The following is a 16,639-nucleotide window of genomic DNA, read 5'->3' as shown; positions in this document are numbered from 1 at the left end:
AATTTTTACACTCTAGTTAATCAAGTGTAATAGTAACTGTATCTGATTTTGATTTAGGTATAGAATCTGAAACTGTAAGTTCAAAAACAACCACGTCTGGTAAACAATTCCCTACAAATGAAGTGCTCTCTGCAGTATCATCAGCAATCGATATTACATTTCCAGATATGTCATTCCAAAGGTATGTTAGTGAATCTCCTTCAGGATCGTAACTTCCAGAACCATCTAATGGGTGAATGCAATCTGGAAGTAATGCATCTTCTGTATAGTCGTCACCTGCATCAGCTATTGGGTATTGATTAGGCTTGTAAAATGAATGGGTTGTGACTCCGTTATCTGTTACAAAGTTTACAATTAATGTACCACTTGACATATTATTTGACAATCCTGCACGGACATAGCCAGTTTCTCCTTCATTGATTATTTTAGGATCTCGTGTATCGTTTAAGATGCTGATATCCCAATCACCTATTGGTGGGCAGCATGCAACATCTCCTGTGTCAGTAAAATTCATTTTGTCTGTAACTAATGTTTCTGTATCGTCAATAGTTGCATTATAAATTACAAATAGATCAAACTTTTCAAAATCCCAAAATTTGTTTGTACCAGTACTGTTGAACTTGAATGAAATAGTGTCATTTCCTGTATCTGCAGTAAGATTTGAAATTTTAAGCGATGTTAATTTTATTATGTTCTCATTTAACATTGCTTTGTCTATGTTTTCGATAAATTCAATATGCAAATCCATTATTGATACCAGATAAAATATGAGCAACATCGTTCCAAACATGATGATTCCCCAACTAACGTTATTACTTAGAGCCATGTCTGTCTTACCTTGATGATTCGTTGATTGTTCTCATTAATTGAAGTTTGATATTCTCTGATAAATCCATTTTTGAAAATCAATAACAGTTACTTTAAGAACCACTATAAAGTAAATTTTCTAGATTGGTCCATTATTTCATAAATAAAATTAAACGTGTATCTGCCATGCCTTCAAAATGTGTGCATTGTCAGGGAATTGATATAAAAAATGATGCAGTATTGGCTACAATTGGTCCATCTGAATTAAATGCAGATTATGTGCCCTCAGTTCTTTGCCTTTCATGTGAAACTTTGATGGTGATTACTACTCTATCAGAATCAGTTGTTGGGATTCATCACTCCGTTGGGAATCAAGTTTCTATGCGTGGCTCTTAAATCCATTCTTTGAATAAGTTTCATTGTTACAAACTGTAAATAAAAAAACTAGGTTTCAAATTACTATTTCTTTTTTGAAACCTTTGCTTTTGTTGTTTTTGCTGCTGCTTTTTTCTTGGCTGCCATATGGAATTGATAATTTCGGTAGGATTTCTACAGAATAAATTAAATAAATTATACTAAATGAGTATTATTTTGGATATGGTTTCTTGGCTTGACAACCTAAAATTTTCCCATTTTTGTATACTTGGCACTAAATTAAAAAAAGAACAACAATGAAATACTAAAATCACATACTGTTATCCATGGCATCCGTAATTATCATTCCAATCATTATAGTTGCAATTGTGGGATTATCAGGGTATCTTGTTTATCGATTTTTAATTTATGATTTGTATTGTAAGAGATCTGTTAAACAGTCCCTGCAAAAATACAATATCCGAAAAACCCCCTCTCAAATAATTAAAGAATATTATGAAAACAAGGGTGAGCAAATTTCACATCAGCAAATTCAAAACCTTGAAAAAAATTACAGGCAAAATGAACCTGAACAGTTTCTTGCAATGTATGATGCACTCAGAGATGCTCAAAAAAATAACGAATAGAAAAATTTTCTAAATTTCTAAGGGTTTACTGGTATGGAAATGAATGGTGTTCCACCCTCTCCTACTACAAGTGGTAGTTTACCATCCCATGCTTGAGTCTTTAACCACTCTAAATAATTTGGATTTTCAGATAAGGCTTTGTTGATGATTGCTATCGCTTCAGCTTCACCTTTTGCCTCTGCAATGTTTGCATTTGCAAGACCGATAGCGTTGGCTTCTCTCTGTCTTGCTTCAACTTCGATTCTTCTCAAGTCATTTTCTGCCCTTAGTGCATTTTGTTCAGCCTCTACTTTAGATTCGATTGCTTGTGCAAACAATGGTGAAAATTCAAAATCCGTAATTGAAATTACTTCAGTTACAACGTTAAATTGATTCAATCTTTCTCTGATTGAAGCCTCAATATCTGCTTTGACTAGTGGTCTTTTTGTAATGAGTTCTTCAGCATTATAATTTGCAGTTACCTGTTTTACTGTTTCTTCAATTGCTGGTTGAATAACTCTATTTTCATAATCTAATCCTAAATTCTTGTATAGTCTGTGTACTTGCTCTTTATCTGGGTGATAGTTTACTGTAACTGTGGTCTCTACTGTTTGCAGATCCCTTGATGCGCTACGTGCATCATTTGCATACTTTAGTGTACGAACTTCAATATTTACAACCTCGTCTTGAAATGGAACTACAAAATGCAATCCTTCCTGAAGCGGTGGTTGGGTTAAATCAACTGCATTCCAATGTAATAGAACTCCTCTATTTCCAGAATCTACAATTTTAACAGAAGCTGATGCTACAACTCCTATAATTATTAAAAGAACTATGGCAATTCCAATTCCTTTTGCAGCACTCATATTCACGTTTACCTTAGGTGACTGATACTTTGACAATGAATCTAGTATGCTTTAGCTACTATTATACCAATCATATTAAGATAAAATCTTGACACTAGAGTTCTCAACAAATTTAAGACATCCAGACGTATTATGGTGTATGGCAGATCCTAATTTTTCCTGGATTTATCTAGTGATTTTCCTAGCAATTCCGCTATCAAGAATAATTCCTAGATTATTGGCAAAAAGAGGAATTGGGATGAAACCTAAGACAATCCAAGAAAATCAATATACTTCAGGATTTGATGACTCGCAAAAACCCTCCATGGGCTATTCTGAACCAAAAATGGAATCCTCCAAACCTCAAACAAAATCCATGCTGGTTTTGGGGGAACTAAACCGCGGTACAAAATACTTTGAAAAAATTCAAAAAAATACTGGAATTAATAATCAAGAACTTGAATCCATCTTGGAATCCTTGGAAAAAGATGGAATGCTAAAAGTACATCAAAAACAAGGTTTGTTTGGGCTCAAAACCGAATTACTCCCTACTGATAAGGGATTTAAGGAATATTATTCATAAATGCTGGATCATACTCGGTTTAAATTAGCGTGTAGTGGTAACTCTACATGATTCACATAGGTGGAAAAACAGGTGGGTTTGTTTGGTAACTTCAAATCAAAATTCTAGTTGCATGCGTTGTGGAAAAAATTCCATGCTAACTGATGATACTACCGGTGAACAATTTTGCTCAAAGTGTGGTTATGTGGTATCTGAAAAAACCCAGGAATCTGGTCCTGAATGGAGATCGTTCCAAAAAGATGGTGGTGCAGATCCTGCAAGAACTGGAGCTCCCTCATCACTTCTAATGCATGATATGGGATTATCTACAGTTATCAATCCATTAAACAAGGATGCATCAGGAAAACCACTTTCAACATCAATGAAGAGTACCATTGAGAGACTTAGAACTTGGGATAACAGAAGTCAAGTTCATGAACCTGTTGATAGAAACTTGAGGCAAGCACTTGGTGAATTAACTAGATTAAAAGACAAGATTGCAATTTCTGCAAATGTTCTTGAAAAAGCAGCTTACATTTACAGAAAAGCTTTGGAGAAAAAACTTGTTCGAGGAAGATCAATTTCTGCAATGATTGCAGCATCACTTTATGCTGCATGCAGAGACACTGCAACACCTAGAACTCTAAAAGATGTTGCAGATGCGGCAAATGTAAAAAGAAAAGATATTGCAAGATGTTATAGACTGTTACACTATGAATTAGAACTAAAGATGCCAGTTGTTGATTCTGTTCAATGTATTGCTCGAATTTCAAGTAAGCTCGACATTACAGAAAAAACAAAACGATATGCAATCAAAGTGCTCAAGGAAGCACAAGAGCGTGAAGAATCCGCAGGAAAAGATCCAATGGGTCTTGCAGCATCTGCCTTATACTTGTCATGTGTACATAATGGTGCATCTGTCACTCAAAGAGATATTGCCGAAGCTGCAGGTGTAACAGAGGTAACTATTAGAAATCGATACAAAGGATTGAAGGCTAGTCATTCGTAAGAATTTTTAAAAAAATAAAAAAATCAACTCTAGATCGATACTAATTTTCACACAATACTTAATCCGTTAATCATTCACTGCTTTTTTATGGATTGTAAGAAAGGATTTGTTCATAATTTTGCATATTTCTTAATCTTAGATGCTAGACGATGCATTAATTGCGGTCTTGATGAAAAAAATATCTAGTTAAAAATTTGTAAAAAAGAAAAATTGCACAAAAATTGTGCAAATATTCTTTAGCTTTTCAGCATTATGAGTGCTGTATACTGAACTTTATTATCAGACAATAAAACAGCGGTCAGCTTTATGTCTTCGACATCTCGATCTTGAATACATGAATTAATCAAGCTATCAAGTTCTGATTTGCTCTCAGACTGTACTATTTCTACCTTCATTGCTTTAGACATTTTGATTATTTGTATGTCTTAAGAATTTCTGTGCTAAATTTTTGGAACTTGTTCAAACCATGAATTTTTTCATTGATTTTGATAATTGCATCATACATTCCAAATTCTAGATTGTGTAGAAATGTTGTAAATGTTTCAATCATACTATTTTCACCTTCTTAGACGATTAGATTCTAATGAATAATTAAACTAAATTTAAATTGATTTAACTCTGAATACTATCAACTATCTCTTTGCTTATTATTTTCAAGTTTCTAATTACCTCTGAACTAAAATGGCATTTATTGCAAGCATATGTCCTTACTGTGATAATGGAAAACAAATTACCGCAAATAGGACTTCTTGGCTAATCCATCTTTCTGGTCATAGAGAGGAGATTATTGAGCATCTTACTGATACCACAGAATCCTGCCAATTCTGTTCATATCCAGAACCATCTGTGAATAAAAAACACGCTTCTTCACATTATAGGTGGGCTCATCAAAAAAGTACTCTGATAAACTGGGCTTTGGACAATCTTGAGAAACAGATTCTAGTTTAATTTTTCTAAATCTGTTTTTAATAAAAAAATAAAAAGAATCTCTGATTAGTTACCTGTAACCAAATCCCAAATAAATCCGAAGAATTCTTTTATCATTAAATTGTATTTTTAAAAAAGTAGTTAATTTCAAATCTAAATATTCGTTGACAAATGATCCAGAAAATTTTACTCTAATTGCTGGGTAGTCTATTTTGGATATGGCAACCCAAATACCCTGAAAACCAAAATCTAAATCAGTAATTTTTTATCTATATTACAGCTTGTTTATTTGATTCAAACTTCTTTTCATAACCCCTTAACCCTTAGAGCATTCATGAAACCTACGGTATTGATAATTGATGATGATCCAGAGACTGCAGAAATAATGTCGGATCTTCTTAATCTACGCTCAATTGAGGTTCTCGCATTGGGATATGATGGAAAAGAAGCAGTTGAACTTTATCGAAAACATTCCCCTGATATCGTAATGATGGATTATTGGATGCCTGAATTTGATGGCCTATATGGGCTTCAAGGAATTCGTAAAATTAATTCTGAAGCCAAAGTGATTATTATTACTGGTAGTCCTGATCATGAATGTAGCAAGGACCTCTTTGAATCAAAACCTTCAGCTATAATTCAAAAACCATTTGATACAAACAAGTTAATTTCACTAATTGACAAGATCTCACTGGGAGATACTGTAAAGGTTGATACAAAAACCAAATCTTAAACTATTTTTTTAAAATACCTTGATTAGAATTTGTAAAAAATTAAATGATAATTGATCTGATGTAAACATCAAATTAATCATATATTCATTAATGGTAAATTATTCAAAATCTTATTCATGAAGTTCTGTTCTAATTGTGATACTAAACTATCCCAAAATTTTGAAGATGTTGGAGGACCATGGATTTGTCCTAAATGCAATCCTGAAAAAGTTATTCCTAAAAGACCGACTTATGGAGTAAATTATTCTGGAAATACAAAATCATGTTCAAAAGGATGTGGAGCTCAAATCTATTGGGATGAAGAGTTCAAATCAGATAGTGGAAAATTTATTCCAATTGATTCGCAAACAGATGAGCCACATAGATGTGATGGCCCCACACTCTCAGAACCTTACTATCCTGATGAAATAAAAAAATACACTAAACAGAATGAAAAAAAACCAGAGCCCAAAATACCGCTGCCTGCAGAAATCTTATTTGATGTTAGTCAAATTCCACAATCTCTTGTAGATAACGATGGAATAGTTCGAGAAATAATTCAAGGTCATAAAGAAGAATCATTGGGAATTATTCATTATGAGAATATGGTTGCACCTGATCCAGAAAAGATTCCCATAGATAGTCTGAAAGACATATTGTCTGAAAATATTCTCAAAGGAATAGAGAAATACGGTTTTTCGGGATTGCTTCCATTTCAAGAAGAATCAATTAGATCCATCCTAGAGGGGAAAAATTCAATAATTTCTGCACCCACTGGTTCTGGAAAGACTGAGGCATTTTCTATTCCTATACTACAAAAGATTTCTCAAGAGGAGCAGCCAGGTGTATTTGCATTATTTGTATATCCACTTAATGCACTAATTGATGATCAAGTATCTAAGATATCGAATCTGATTGATAGGTGCGGCTTGAAAAGTAAGGTTGCCGTTTATTCTATCCATGGAGGTCAAAGTTCTGAATACAAAGACATGATAATTTCAGATGCCAGTAAAAAATCTCTAATCATCGCAACAAACTTTGATTTTATTAATTATCATCTTATCTTGCAAGACAAAAAATGGAATGAATTATTCAAAAATGCAAAAATTATTGTGATGGATGAGGCTCACTCTTACACTAGCTTTCATGGATCAAATGTCTATCATGTATTAAAAAGAATGAAGCGGTACATGGGAAAAGTACAATTCATTGGTTCTTCAGCTACTTTGGATAACTCTAAAGAATTTTTTTCAAACATGTTTGATTTGCCAGAGACTTCGTTTTCTTTCATTAAAAGCAAGATTCGACGAAAGCACAACATGCACATGTTTTTCATTATGCCTAGAAAATTTGGGCAGAGAACTACTATGGAGATGTTGGCATCAATTTGCTACAAAAATAATTCTACACAATTAATCTTTAGCAATTCACACAATGATTCAGAATTCCTTGCATCAAATGTAGAGGATGCAAATGATGGTATCCGAATTCAAATTCATAGGGGTGGCCTTGATCAAAATAATAGAAAATTATACGAGTCTCAAATGAAAGCAGGGGAATTAGATGCATTATCTTGTACACCTACATTAGAACTTGGAATTGATATTGGCCATGTTGATGTTGTAATCTCTGCTTTCAAAAATGAGTATGATTCTTTTGTGCAACGAATCGGTCGTGCTGGTCGTATGGGTCAAAAATCATACGCCATCTGTGTCTTTGATCCTGATGATGCTGCATGTCATTACTTTGCGCGTCATATTGATGACTATCTGTCTCAAAACCATGTTATTCCAATAAACAAGAAAAATCCAATAATTTCTGATAAGCACACAGAATCAATTGAGATTGAACAGGAGGCATCCACAGAGTCTGATAAATCACAATTTTTTGATTTTGCAAATAGCGTAAATCTTAGAGGAACTTCAGGTGAGATTGCAATTTACTATAATTCTAAAAAAATTGGAACTCGTGGTGTACCTGTTGGGTATTATCAACTTCATCAACATGCAATTTATCACTTTAACAAACAAAACTATGAAGTAACTTCTTTGATAAAATCACACAATGGTGCAAGAGCATATCTGAAGAGATCTTATGAAAAACAAAAAAGAACAATCCCAATTGTGAGAACTTCCATTCTTCAGACCTCTGAGAGAAATGCAATACATAGAGACGTTATTGTAAAATCAAAAAAACTTTCATTGCGATATGGTATAATTGAGTTGAGCAGAACCATTACTGGATATCTTAAAGGGAATTATAACGAGTCATCTGAAAACTTTGAAACTCATAATGGAACAAACATTTCATCGTGGCGGAATTTTAATTGGAAGTCAAAACATTCCTCTGTAAGTATCATTGTTCCTTCAGAGTTTATTTCAAAAACAAAGTCTGAATCAAAAAGCCAGATTGCAGCAGACTCTGCCATTCATACTATAACCCATGTGTTTATCAATGCTGCAAAAATTATCACAAAATCTGAATCAAATGATATTGATGCATACTATGAAAATGGGATAATCTATCTTTATGATAATTCTTCAGATGGATTCAATGGATGCAGTAAAATAATTTATGATGATTTTGAAAAAATTCTCAAGACTTGTTATTCACTACTTTGCGATTGTGACTGTCCGGTAGATCCTAAACAGAAGAAATTGGTTGCACAGGGTGAAAGTTGGGGTGGATGCCCGAAATGTACTTTTACGACAAACTATTGTGTCACAAAAAATAAAGATTTGTCAAAAGATAGGGCAAAAGAGTTTTTTTCAGTTTTTAACTAATTATAATTTCTAAAATAATTCTCAATGTTTGTGATTTTTAATACATGTATCACAAAATTCTGAACCGCATTTCTCGCAAGATATCAACTGTCCAGGACGATAACCTGTAAAGCAATTATCACAACTCGTTCCATTCATAGAATTTCTTGAAAATTAACGAAATAAAAAGATAAACAACTATTCTTTGAGCTTACTTTCTTTAAAAATATCTGAGCCATACCAGCAATATCTAAAGTAATCAAGGCACCATTCATGAAACATTAAGTCATCTGAATAAAACATCTCAGTAAGATCTGATTCCCCATCAAGTGTGGGAAACATAATGCATGCCTCTTTCTCATTTAGAATTAAGACTGTTTGAACATTTTTTTCCATCTTTCTTTCAATTAACCCCTTTTCAACTAGTTTGTCAAACCCGAGTTTTTTCAGTAATGCCTTTCGTCCTTTAGGGACTACGGCTGACTCTGAAAATATGTAGTTGAATTTCACTCCTTTTTTGACTTGTTTTACTAGAGGTTCTATCAAATCAAGTGGAACTTCAGATAAAACTTCGTAAATGTATTCGTTAGAATTTTTGTAGACATTTTTCCATTGTTCAAGCACCTTTGATATTCCCTTGATGTATTGACCGTTTGCAAGTTGACCGCAGCGCATTTGGAATTTGTGTGGGATGTTTCCAAAATAATGATCCTCGAAATATTTTCTATTCTGTGAAATAAACACTAGTGATGGAACCTGTGTGCATACTATTTTACCAAAAGTTGTTAATGTGTACTTTCCATCAGTTTTCTTTTCTATCAAACCGCTTTGTTCTAGTCTGGTAAAATTTCGATGTACCTCTTGTTTTGTAGCATCAATTTCTTTTGCCAAGCTGGTGGGAGTCGAATTTTTCTCTAATAACTTGAATAAAATTTGCATTCTCTGAGGGCTTGCTAAATCCAATACATAGTTTGCAGTTTCATCAAATAGATCCGTCATCGATAGTGCTACTCAACACTGGATAAAAATCATTACAGAAAATTATTCTATAACTTTGATGAGATCTTTGAGCTTTCTTCTTGATTTTGGAGGCTTTTTCTTGTCCGGATAGCCAATACACAAAATAGATGATGGTCTTAATTCTGTACCTAGAATCTGCTTTACTTTTTCCTCATCAAACATTCCAATCCATATTGTGCTTAATCCTACTCCTGATGCTGCAAGAAGTGAAAATGCAGCTGCAATTGTTGCATCCTGTAATGAAAATTTCTCTAACATGTCTGGGGGAAACTTTAGCTTTACTCTTGATGGTTCTGTACAAAAGACCAGCACTACTGGCGCATCAACATATGGCTGTTTATTTGCGGCCTCTACAAGTGCTTCTTTTGTTTTTTTATTTTTAACTAGGTATACTTGAAATCCTTGAAAGTTTCCAGCTGTTGGTGCCACATCAGCAGCTGAGAGTATCTTGTCAATCTTCCAATCTTCCACTTTGGTTTTTTCAAATTTCCTCGTTGAGCGTCTTGTGGAAAAAACTCTGAATATGTCAGTGGGTGAAAGATCTTGTCTTATCTTTTCAGGTTCTGATGATAGAATTGCTTCAATAAGTGATTTTTTTGCATCTTTTTTGGTTGTCTCTGACTGGGATTTTCCATCATCTCTTATCCAAACAGATGGATAGAATTCTTTTGTTCCAATGTATACGTACTGTGGTTCGTGAGGAACTTTGGCATACTCTAACACTTTTTCTTGAATTTCATTGGTCTTTACTTCTAACAACGGATGATTTGTTAGCATAAACTGAGTCACATCTGAATTTACTCTGATAATGCTTGTTTGGTCTTCTAACTCTACCTCGCCAGTAGAATTTTTTTTAAAAATCTCCACTAGATTTTCTAATTCATTTTTATTTAAAATTACAACATCTGTATCATCTTCATCTACTCCTTTCCAAACTAGTCTGCAACCTTCTTTTGATGTGTATGATGCCTCTATTGTTTGGAATTTCATAATGCTTGTCGTTATTGATTATTATAAAAAATAAGTTTGTTGCTAGCCGATTAAACCGCTAGCAACAAGATAGGCACCTGCACCCATTCCAATTACTGCGCCAATACCCATGCAGAGAAGATCAAATTTTACGACCTTTTTGAAAGGGGCGTGAACCATTTTATCCCAGTTTGAGATTTGTTCTGTTTTCATGATTATAGTATGGTAAATGCTGTTCATAGAGTATGGTAAATTTAGCAGATTACTGGTAAGCTGATTAGCTGACCAAGGTATATTGTTAAAAACACTGTATCTATTTCATGCGAGAACAGTATTACCCTAGACCAGTAAAAACCTGTGAGTTTTTTCACAGGGGTCTCGCTGTTTTTTCAAAGGAGGAAATACAATGATCCAAAATAAACAAAAATCAAAATTAATGATACCACGAAACAAAAAGGCATATTATGCCTTCTATGCTATCACAGCAATCTCTGTAATTGTTTTGTCTGTGATACTTTAGGTGGAAAACAATGAGAATTGATTGCTGTAGAAAGTGTGGTACTCTTCAAGAGATCAAACAAAAATGTTCGATTTGTTTTCAAGCGATAAAATTTGAATGTACAACTTGTCTTAACGAATCAGATGAACAAATTCACTCAACATGTAGGCTAGATGTTGATAACTATCTTCCTCTGTCACATGTTGCATAATTATAGTCAAGGCATACCACAGTTTGGAAAATATTTTGATATAATTGATATGTGTTAATCACTTTGGCGAAAACGTAAGAGGTTTGACATATCTCTCGGATCCCCTCGAATCCTGATAGTTGCCTCTTTACGTTTCACCAAAAAGGAATAAAATGAAAAAATCAAACTCTGAAAATAAAAAACTTGGACTGTTTTTAGGTACAGTGCTACTTGTCTCTTTATTTTCGGTTTCTGCATATGGTGATACCCCAAAAAACCCAAATGTTAATTCAATTAAGATACAATATCTGGCAAAAACTTCTGAAGACAGCTATTATGTTCAATTCAAAACCTGCATTGGACAAGAACATGTGACGACTCCTACATTTACCATAACATCTGATCTTGGCTCCAAAGTTGTAAAATATAATAAATTACAGTTGGCAAATTCATGTAAAAACTATGAAACATCAGTTGATGCCAAATACAGCAACAGTATTTTGATTCAGATGCCTCTAGAGGTGACAAAAAAATGAATCTTTATGATACAAAGTCAATAATTTGCCACAAATGCAAATTTGTAATTGGAGAGATTGATTTTGATGCAGAAGTAATCTTGCCACTTTGTGGAAAATGCGCAAATCCCATGCCTGAAGGGGATAAAATTCTCTATACTGCTAGCTATTTCAAGAATAATCCTCCTCTAAAAAAAGCGATGATTGTACAAGCTCCATAAATCTAATTTTGTCTCTGTCTTTCCTGTAAACATGTTTGATTTCTGGGAAATGTATTAAAAAAAAGAAAAAAATATTTTATTTTATAATTCTATTACTGAACCGGCAGATATTGAATATTTTTGACTTTGTTCATCTCCGTGAACGTCATACCATGAAATATTCAAGTTTACTTTGTTTCTAAGCGCAGACTCTACTGTAATGCAGCTTGCCTGTTTCAATCTATACTGTATTGGCTTTTCTGGAATTGGGTTTTCTATTGTTTGATTTATTGATTTTTTCATGTTTTTCAACTAGAAATTTGGATTTAGCCTGATGAGTGAAAATTAATTTTTGATCGATGTATCTATTTTGACTATTTTTTTGTTAATAAGCAGTACAAAATTTTACTGACATTTTATGCTATACTGATAAAAATAGTGATATTTCATTACTATTTCCAAAATAATTTGATCCTTTCAAAATAACATGACTAACTTGACAACTCTGACTTACAAAACAATATTAGTGAATTACTTTTTAAAAATATCTAATTGAATTCAGACCAAGTATTACAGACTATTCAAAATGAAAAGATATCGTTTGTTGATTTCTGGTTTGTAGATATTTTTGGTGAATTACATAATGTTGGAATGCCAAGCTATGCAATTGATAAGGATAGTTTTGTTAACGGCCTTGAAAAACTAGATGCCAGCTCTATTGTTGGATTCAAATCAGTGAATCACTCTGATATGATTCTATTACCTGACCCAAACTCGTTTAAAATTCTTCCAAATGACTATGATCCTGGTAATAGGAAAAATGCTCGAATATTTTGTGATTTGTATGATGGCAGTACAAGAAAGGAATCGAGATTTAATCGAGATTCCAGAGGCATTGCACATAAGGCATCAGAAAAACTATCTGAATTTGGATTAACTCATACCAATTGGGGACCGGAAATTGAATTCTTTGTATTTGACACCATCAATGTATATCCATCGCCATATGCTGCAACTCATGCCTATGGAGGCTCGGGATATTCAATTGAATCCAAAGAATCCCCTTGGGCTAAAGGAAATGTAAGTACGGCAATTGACCTCAAAGAAGGGTACTATCCATCACAGCCAAAGGATACTCTTGAGGGATTTCGAAAAGATGTTTGTGAAGATCTGTACAATCATTTTGGAATTAAAATAGAGGCAGAACACCATGAGGTTGCAACTTCTGGCCAATGTGAAATCAATCTAGTTTATGATGAAATGATTGCAATGGCAGACAACGTTATTGCAGTTAAAAATTTAATCAAAGTAAAAGCTAAACGAAAAAACAAAGTTGCAACTTTTATGCCAAAACCAATTTTTGGTGATAATGCATCAGCTATGCATACTCATCAAAGTCTGTGGAATGAAAAAACAAATGTGATGTATGATGAAAATGATGAACAATCACAAATGAGCCAAACCGGCAGATATTATGTTGGTGGGATTTTAAGTCACGCATCAGCTTTGTGTGCAATTACAAACCCGACTACAAATTCTTACAAACGCCTAGTTCCAGGTTTTGAAGCACCAACTAATGTTTGCTGGGGCTTGGGTAACCGTTCAACTGCAATTAGAGTTCCAATGTACAATCGAAATCAATCAAAGAGCAAGAGAATAGAGTATCGTGTACCGGATCCTACTGCAAACATCTATCTTTTAGAGGCTGCATTATTGTTGGCAGGATTAGATGGAATAAAAAATAAAATTGATCCTGGAGATCCTATTGAAGAAAATGTTTACAAACTTTCTCCTGACAAGAAAAGAGAATACAAAATTGGAACTTTACCTGTTTCTTTGAAGGGTGCACTTGATTCATTGGAAAGTGATTCAAAGTTCTTAGAGGAAGTTTTTACAAAAGACTTTCTTGATGCGTATGCTGAAATAAAATACAAAGAGTACACTGCATTTGCTCAAACCCCAACAGCTTGGGAAGTATCAATGTATGCTGATGCCTAGTTTCATCTGATTTTATCTAAATTAATTTTCATACTTTACAAAAAAGGCATACCACAAACTGTCCGGTATAACCAAATATTTTTTGTATATTCTACTTGTAATGCAAAACCCACCAGGCCAATCTGCAAAAAGTTGTTTACCAATTCAAGTCAGAAGGGAGTCCGACCACTCTCTTCTGACTAGAGGAAAAAACATACCTGTAATCATTTCTATTGTGAGGAATTTCACTTATCTTACTAAGAGGAGGTGTATTTGAAAATAATGAAAACATTTTTGGCAATATCCATTATGGCAATCTTGGCTACAGGAGTTGTTGCTCCATCATTAACTGATGCATATGCTCAACCTACAAAGGCTGATTATTCAGATAAACTCAAAGCAAAATCATATGGCGTAAAAACTAAAGACAAAATACCATTCCAGAGTTCACATAAAATCATTCACGATGAATTTGGTTCTGTAAAGAAAGAACAAGTAAAAATATACAAGAAGATTGTCGCAGAATATAGTGCAAAACAAGTCCTCAAGAATCTCTATAAACTAGGATAATTTTTTTATCCTGTTTTTTCTTTTTAGTAAAATTGAAATTTCATCAAAGTCTTTAAATGAATACTCTCTAGAAATAATATGAAAACAATTTGGTTTGCTATTCCATTTATTTTAATTGGCACGATTGCTATTTCAGAATCATTTTCTGAAGAAACAAAAACATTTTTCATCAGTCCTTCTCTTGCTGATTGTGTAGGTATAGCACCACAAAAATGCCTGCAGATTCGTGAAGATGAATCTTCTGACTGGCAGAATTTTTATGATTCAATTGAGGGGTTTTCTTTTCAGCAAGGACATTCATACAAAATATTAGTAAAAGTAACTGACGTAGAAAATCCACCTGCAGATTCTTCTAGTAAAAAATACACGCTCATTGACATATTAGAAAAAACTTCCACTAGACATATTCCTTACAAAAATATGTGTGCCCCAGGCTTTGTCCCCTTGGGTGAAATCTGTGTACTTAATGATAGGTGTGGTCCTGGAGCATATCCTGGCAAAGTATGTGTGATGGATGGGCAAGAAAAACCATATCTCAGACCCTTACTACAAGGCGAAGCTGGAATTCCTGCTCATTCTGTAATCTGTGCTGAGAAGTTGACTTTGATTTTCAAATCAAGTGATGGATCTCCTGCATGTGTAAAACCACAATCCGTTCAAAATCTTCAAACTCGTGGATGGCAAACAAATTTTCCTAACTTTGCATGTACCTTGGAATATGCTCCAATTTGTGGTGTTGACGGGAAAACATATGGGAACAAATGTATGATAGCATCTGAGCATATTGCAATTGATCATGTAGGTGAATGCAGTGAATAAAATAATTCCAATTTCCTTAGCAGTGGGGATTAGTATCTTGATAATGGTGATGGGAGTAAATTCACTAAATTTCGAGCCTGTACCTCCAGTAACACAACAAGATTTACGAATAATGATTGATGAGTGGATGGATAGTTCTGATAGAAATGATTTGGAACCTAGATTGGAAATTATGAAAGCATATTATACATTTGAAGAATCAGGACAAAAACTATCTGATGATCAGGAAGGACGAGTAATGCTAAATCAAATTCGAAAGATGATAAGTTTTGATATTCCAAAAATGGAATTGGATCAAATTAAAGCAGAGATAAGAAATGATCTGAGGGAAATGGGTTTTAATCCCGAAGAATAATTAACATAAAATATTTGTACATTAATTCCTTGGTAGTGTCTAATCTACAGATCATCAAAGAATTCTATGATTCTTTTAGAAATAAAGACAAAAAATATCTGGATTTATGTCATGATGATATTACATGGATTACTGCTGAGGATATGCCAAATGGTGGAAAATATGTTGGTGTCAAAGCAGTCTTTGAGGACTATTTTCCAAAAATGCTTTCAAATTTTAAAGAATTTCACGCCATTCCAGAGCAATTTCTAGATTTCAAGGATCACATAATGGTTATTGGAAAATATCGAGGGATTTCAATTAAGGACAAAAATTTTGAGATACAATTCTCACATGTATATCTAGTACAAGAAAACAAAATTGTTCAATTCAGACAATTTACTGATGCCAAAGTAATTTCAGATTCTTTGAAATAACTATTTTAAAATTAATTTCGAATCTAAAATTTTCAATGTGTCTATGATTACAAAAGATGTGTTCGTATAGTTCCGATCCAAAATTCAAAATGATTGAATATTTTGAACAAACACCAACCAATAAAGTAATTTTTCATAATGAAATTAACATCAAAAAACTCTCAAAGACTTTCGTATCCTTACGACTCCACACTTTGAGAGATTTTGATGTTTTTATCAAATCCAGAGTTTGTCTCCTCCAACCGTGTTATCTATTTCTCAAAAAGGCATACCACAAATTAACTGCTAATATTATATCATTCTAGTACGATAGTATACCATGTCAACTGTAATTCAATACAAATTTGACCAAAAACCAAGCCAGGAAATTCTGGTTGAAAGTGAGGCCAAAAACCCTCTCTCAACTAGCATTTCTGCTATGGATTTGATTGGTCTTTCTTGGGTCTTCAAAAAAGATGAAGATTTGCTTGAGGAATTCAAGTAATCATGCTTAATCAAATAGGA

The 16,639-nt window shown here is 33.5% G+C and carries 23 protein-coding genes; 16 read left to right on the top strand and 7 right to left on the bottom strand.

Annotated elements, in window-relative coordinates; all coding sequences use genetic code 11:
- Positions 1–16: 16 nt before the first annotated feature.
- Positions 17–790, bottom strand: a complete 774-nt coding sequence (locus tag C6990_RS09745; RefSeq protein ID WP_182130861.1) for a PKD domain-containing protein — start codon at positions 788–790, stop codon at positions 17–19.
- Between the two features lie 203 nt (positions 791–993).
- Here C6990_RS09745 and C6990_RS09740 point away from each other — a divergent pair, with 203 nt between their 5' ends.
- Positions 994–1,203, top strand: coding sequence for a hypothetical protein (locus C6990_RS09740; protein WP_255465413.1), 210 nt, complete (start codon positions 994–996; stop codon positions 1,201–1,203).
- A 305-nt stretch (positions 1,204–1,508) separates the two neighbouring features.
- Positions 1,509–1,808: a hypothetical protein gene (locus C6990_RS09735; RefSeq protein WP_182130857.1), complete on the top strand. Its 300-nt coding sequence runs from the start codon at positions 1,509–1,511 to the stop codon at positions 1,806–1,808.
- 17 nt (positions 1,809–1,825) lie between these two features.
- On the opposite strand, the gene C6990_RS09730 is transcribed toward C6990_RS09735, so the two are convergent.
- Positions 1,826–2,689: a prohibitin family protein gene (locus C6990_RS09730; RefSeq protein WP_182130855.1), complete on the bottom strand. Its 864-nt coding sequence runs from the start codon at positions 2,687–2,689 to the stop codon at positions 1,826–1,828.
- 103 nt (positions 2,690–2,792) lie between these two features.
- Between C6990_RS09730 and C6990_RS09725 the strand changes: the two genes are divergently transcribed.
- Positions 2,793–3,215, top strand: a complete 423-nt coding sequence (locus C6990_RS09725; RefSeq protein ID WP_182130853.1) for a hypothetical protein — start codon at positions 2,793–2,795, stop codon at positions 3,213–3,215.
- A gap of 112 nt (positions 3,216–3,327) precedes the next feature.
- The gene (locus tag C6990_RS09720) at positions 3,328–4,203 is read left to right on the top strand and encodes a transcription initiation factor IIB (protein WP_182131024.1); all 876 of its coding nucleotides are present in this window, start codon (positions 3,328–3,330) and stop codon (positions 4,201–4,203) included.
- A gap of 412 nt (positions 4,204–4,615) precedes the next feature.
- On the opposite strand, the gene C6990_RS09715 is transcribed toward C6990_RS09720, so the two are convergent.
- The gene (locus tag C6990_RS09715) at positions 4,616–4,753 is read right to left on the bottom strand and encodes a hypothetical protein (protein ID WP_182130851.1); all 138 of its coding nucleotides are present in this window, start codon (positions 4,751–4,753) and stop codon (positions 4,616–4,618) included.
- 131 nt (positions 4,754–4,884) lie between these two features.
- Here C6990_RS09715 and C6990_RS09710 point away from each other — a divergent pair, with 131 nt between their 5' ends.
- From C6990_RS09710 to C6990_RS09700, 3 genes are all read left to right on the top strand, one after another.
- Positions 4,885–5,151 carry a hypothetical protein gene (locus C6990_RS09710; protein WP_182130849.1) on the top strand — a complete coding sequence of 89 codons (267 nt, stop codon included), beginning with the start codon at positions 4,885–4,887 and terminating at the stop codon, positions 5,149–5,151.
- A gap of 313 nt (positions 5,152–5,464) precedes the next feature.
- Positions 5,465–5,863, top strand: coding sequence for a response regulator (locus C6990_RS09705; RefSeq protein WP_182130847.1), 399 nt, complete (start codon positions 5,465–5,467; stop codon positions 5,861–5,863).
- Positions 5,864–5,980: 117 nt separating this feature from the next.
- On the top strand, positions 5,981–8,626 hold the full coding sequence (locus C6990_RS09700) for a DEAD/DEAH box helicase (protein ID WP_182130845.1): 2,646 nt from the start codon (positions 5,981–5,983) through the stop codon (positions 8,624–8,626).
- A gap of 177 nt (positions 8,627–8,803) precedes the next feature.
- Here the strand turns inward: C6990_RS09700 and C6990_RS09695 are convergent, their stop codons facing one another.
- The 3 genes from C6990_RS09695 to C6990_RS09685 are packed head-to-tail and all read right to left on the bottom strand — an operon-like array spanning position 8,804 to position 10,807.
- On the bottom strand, positions 8,804–9,604 hold the full coding sequence (locus C6990_RS09695; RefSeq protein WP_182130843.1) for a helix-turn-helix transcriptional regulator: 801 nt from the start codon (positions 9,602–9,604) through the stop codon (positions 8,804–8,806).
- Positions 9,605–9,646: 42 nt separating this feature from the next.
- On the bottom strand, positions 9,647–10,615 hold the full coding sequence (locus tag C6990_RS09690) for a nitroreductase family protein (protein WP_182130842.1): 969 nt from the start codon (positions 10,613–10,615) through the stop codon (positions 9,647–9,649).
- Positions 10,616–10,657: 42 nt separating this feature from the next.
- Positions 10,658–10,807: a hypothetical protein gene (locus C6990_RS09685; RefSeq protein ID WP_182130840.1), complete on the bottom strand. Its 150-nt coding sequence runs from the start codon at positions 10,805–10,807 to the stop codon at positions 10,658–10,660.
- Between the two features lie 317 nt (positions 10,808–11,124).
- On the opposite strand from C6990_RS09685, the gene C6990_RS09680 reads away from it, so the two are divergent.
- From C6990_RS09680 to C6990_RS09670, 3 genes are all read left to right on the top strand, one after another.
- The gene (locus C6990_RS09680) at positions 11,125–11,304 is read left to right on the top strand and encodes a hypothetical protein (protein ID WP_182130838.1); all 180 of its coding nucleotides are present in this window, start codon (positions 11,125–11,127) and stop codon (positions 11,302–11,304) included.
- A 152-nt stretch (positions 11,305–11,456) separates the two neighbouring features.
- Positions 11,457–11,819, top strand: coding sequence for a hypothetical protein (locus tag C6990_RS09675; RefSeq protein ID WP_182130836.1), 363 nt, complete (start codon positions 11,457–11,459; stop codon positions 11,817–11,819).
- On the top strand, positions 11,816–12,019 hold the full coding sequence (locus tag C6990_RS09670) for a hypothetical protein (RefSeq protein WP_182130834.1): 204 nt from the start codon (positions 11,816–11,818) through the stop codon (positions 12,017–12,019). The genes C6990_RS09675 and C6990_RS09670 overlap by 4 nt, the downstream gene beginning before the upstream one ends.
- An 81-nt stretch (positions 12,020–12,100) precedes the next feature.
- Here the strand turns inward: C6990_RS09670 and C6990_RS09665 are convergent, their stop codons facing one another.
- Positions 12,101–12,301 (bottom strand): hypothetical protein, encoded by a 201-nt coding sequence (locus tag C6990_RS09665; protein WP_182130832.1) that lies wholly within the window; start codon positions 12,299–12,301, stop codon positions 12,101–12,103.
- Between the two features lie 249 nt (positions 12,302–12,550).
- Here C6990_RS09665 and glnA point away from each other — a divergent pair, with 249 nt between their 5' ends.
- The 6 genes from glnA (at position 12,551) to C6990_RS09635 (ending at position 16,619) form a co-directional block, all read left to right on the top strand.
- A complete protein-coding gene (gene glnA / locus C6990_RS09660) occupies positions 12,551–13,996 on the top strand; it encodes a type I glutamate--ammonia ligase (RefSeq protein ID WP_182130830.1) in 1,446 nt (481 codons plus the stop codon).
- Positions 13,997–14,257: 261 nt separating this feature from the next.
- Positions 14,258–14,545 (top strand): hypothetical protein, encoded by a 288-nt coding sequence (locus C6990_RS09655; protein WP_182131022.1) that lies wholly within the window; start codon positions 14,258–14,260, stop codon positions 14,543–14,545.
- Positions 14,546–14,623: 78 nt separating this feature from the next.
- Positions 14,624–15,364, top strand: coding sequence for a DUF4377 domain-containing protein (locus C6990_RS09650; RefSeq protein ID WP_182130828.1), 741 nt, complete (start codon positions 14,624–14,626; stop codon positions 15,362–15,364).
- Complete coding sequence (locus tag C6990_RS09645; protein WP_182130826.1) at positions 15,357–15,719, top strand: proteinase inhibitor; 363 nt, start codon at positions 15,357–15,359, stop codon at positions 15,717–15,719. Before C6990_RS09650 ends, C6990_RS09645 begins: the two co-directional genes overlap by 8 nt.
- Positions 15,720–15,754: 35 nt before the next feature.
- Positions 15,755–16,135, top strand: a complete 381-nt coding sequence (locus C6990_RS09640) for a nuclear transport factor 2 family protein (RefSeq protein WP_182130824.1) — start codon at positions 15,755–15,757, stop codon at positions 16,133–16,135.
- A gap of 319 nt (positions 16,136–16,454) precedes the next feature.
- The gene (locus C6990_RS09635; RefSeq protein ID WP_182130822.1) at positions 16,455–16,619 is read left to right on the top strand and encodes a hypothetical protein; all 165 of its coding nucleotides are present in this window, start codon (positions 16,455–16,457) and stop codon (positions 16,617–16,619) included.
- Positions 16,620–16,639: the final 20 nt, after the last annotated feature.

It is taken from the genome of Nitrosopumilus sp. b3, assembly GCF_014078525.1.
Taxonomy (GTDB): Archaea; Thermoproteota; Nitrososphaeria; order Nitrososphaerales; family Nitrosopumilaceae; genus Nitrosopumilus.
This window is presented reverse-complemented; position numbering and strand designations above follow the sequence as displayed.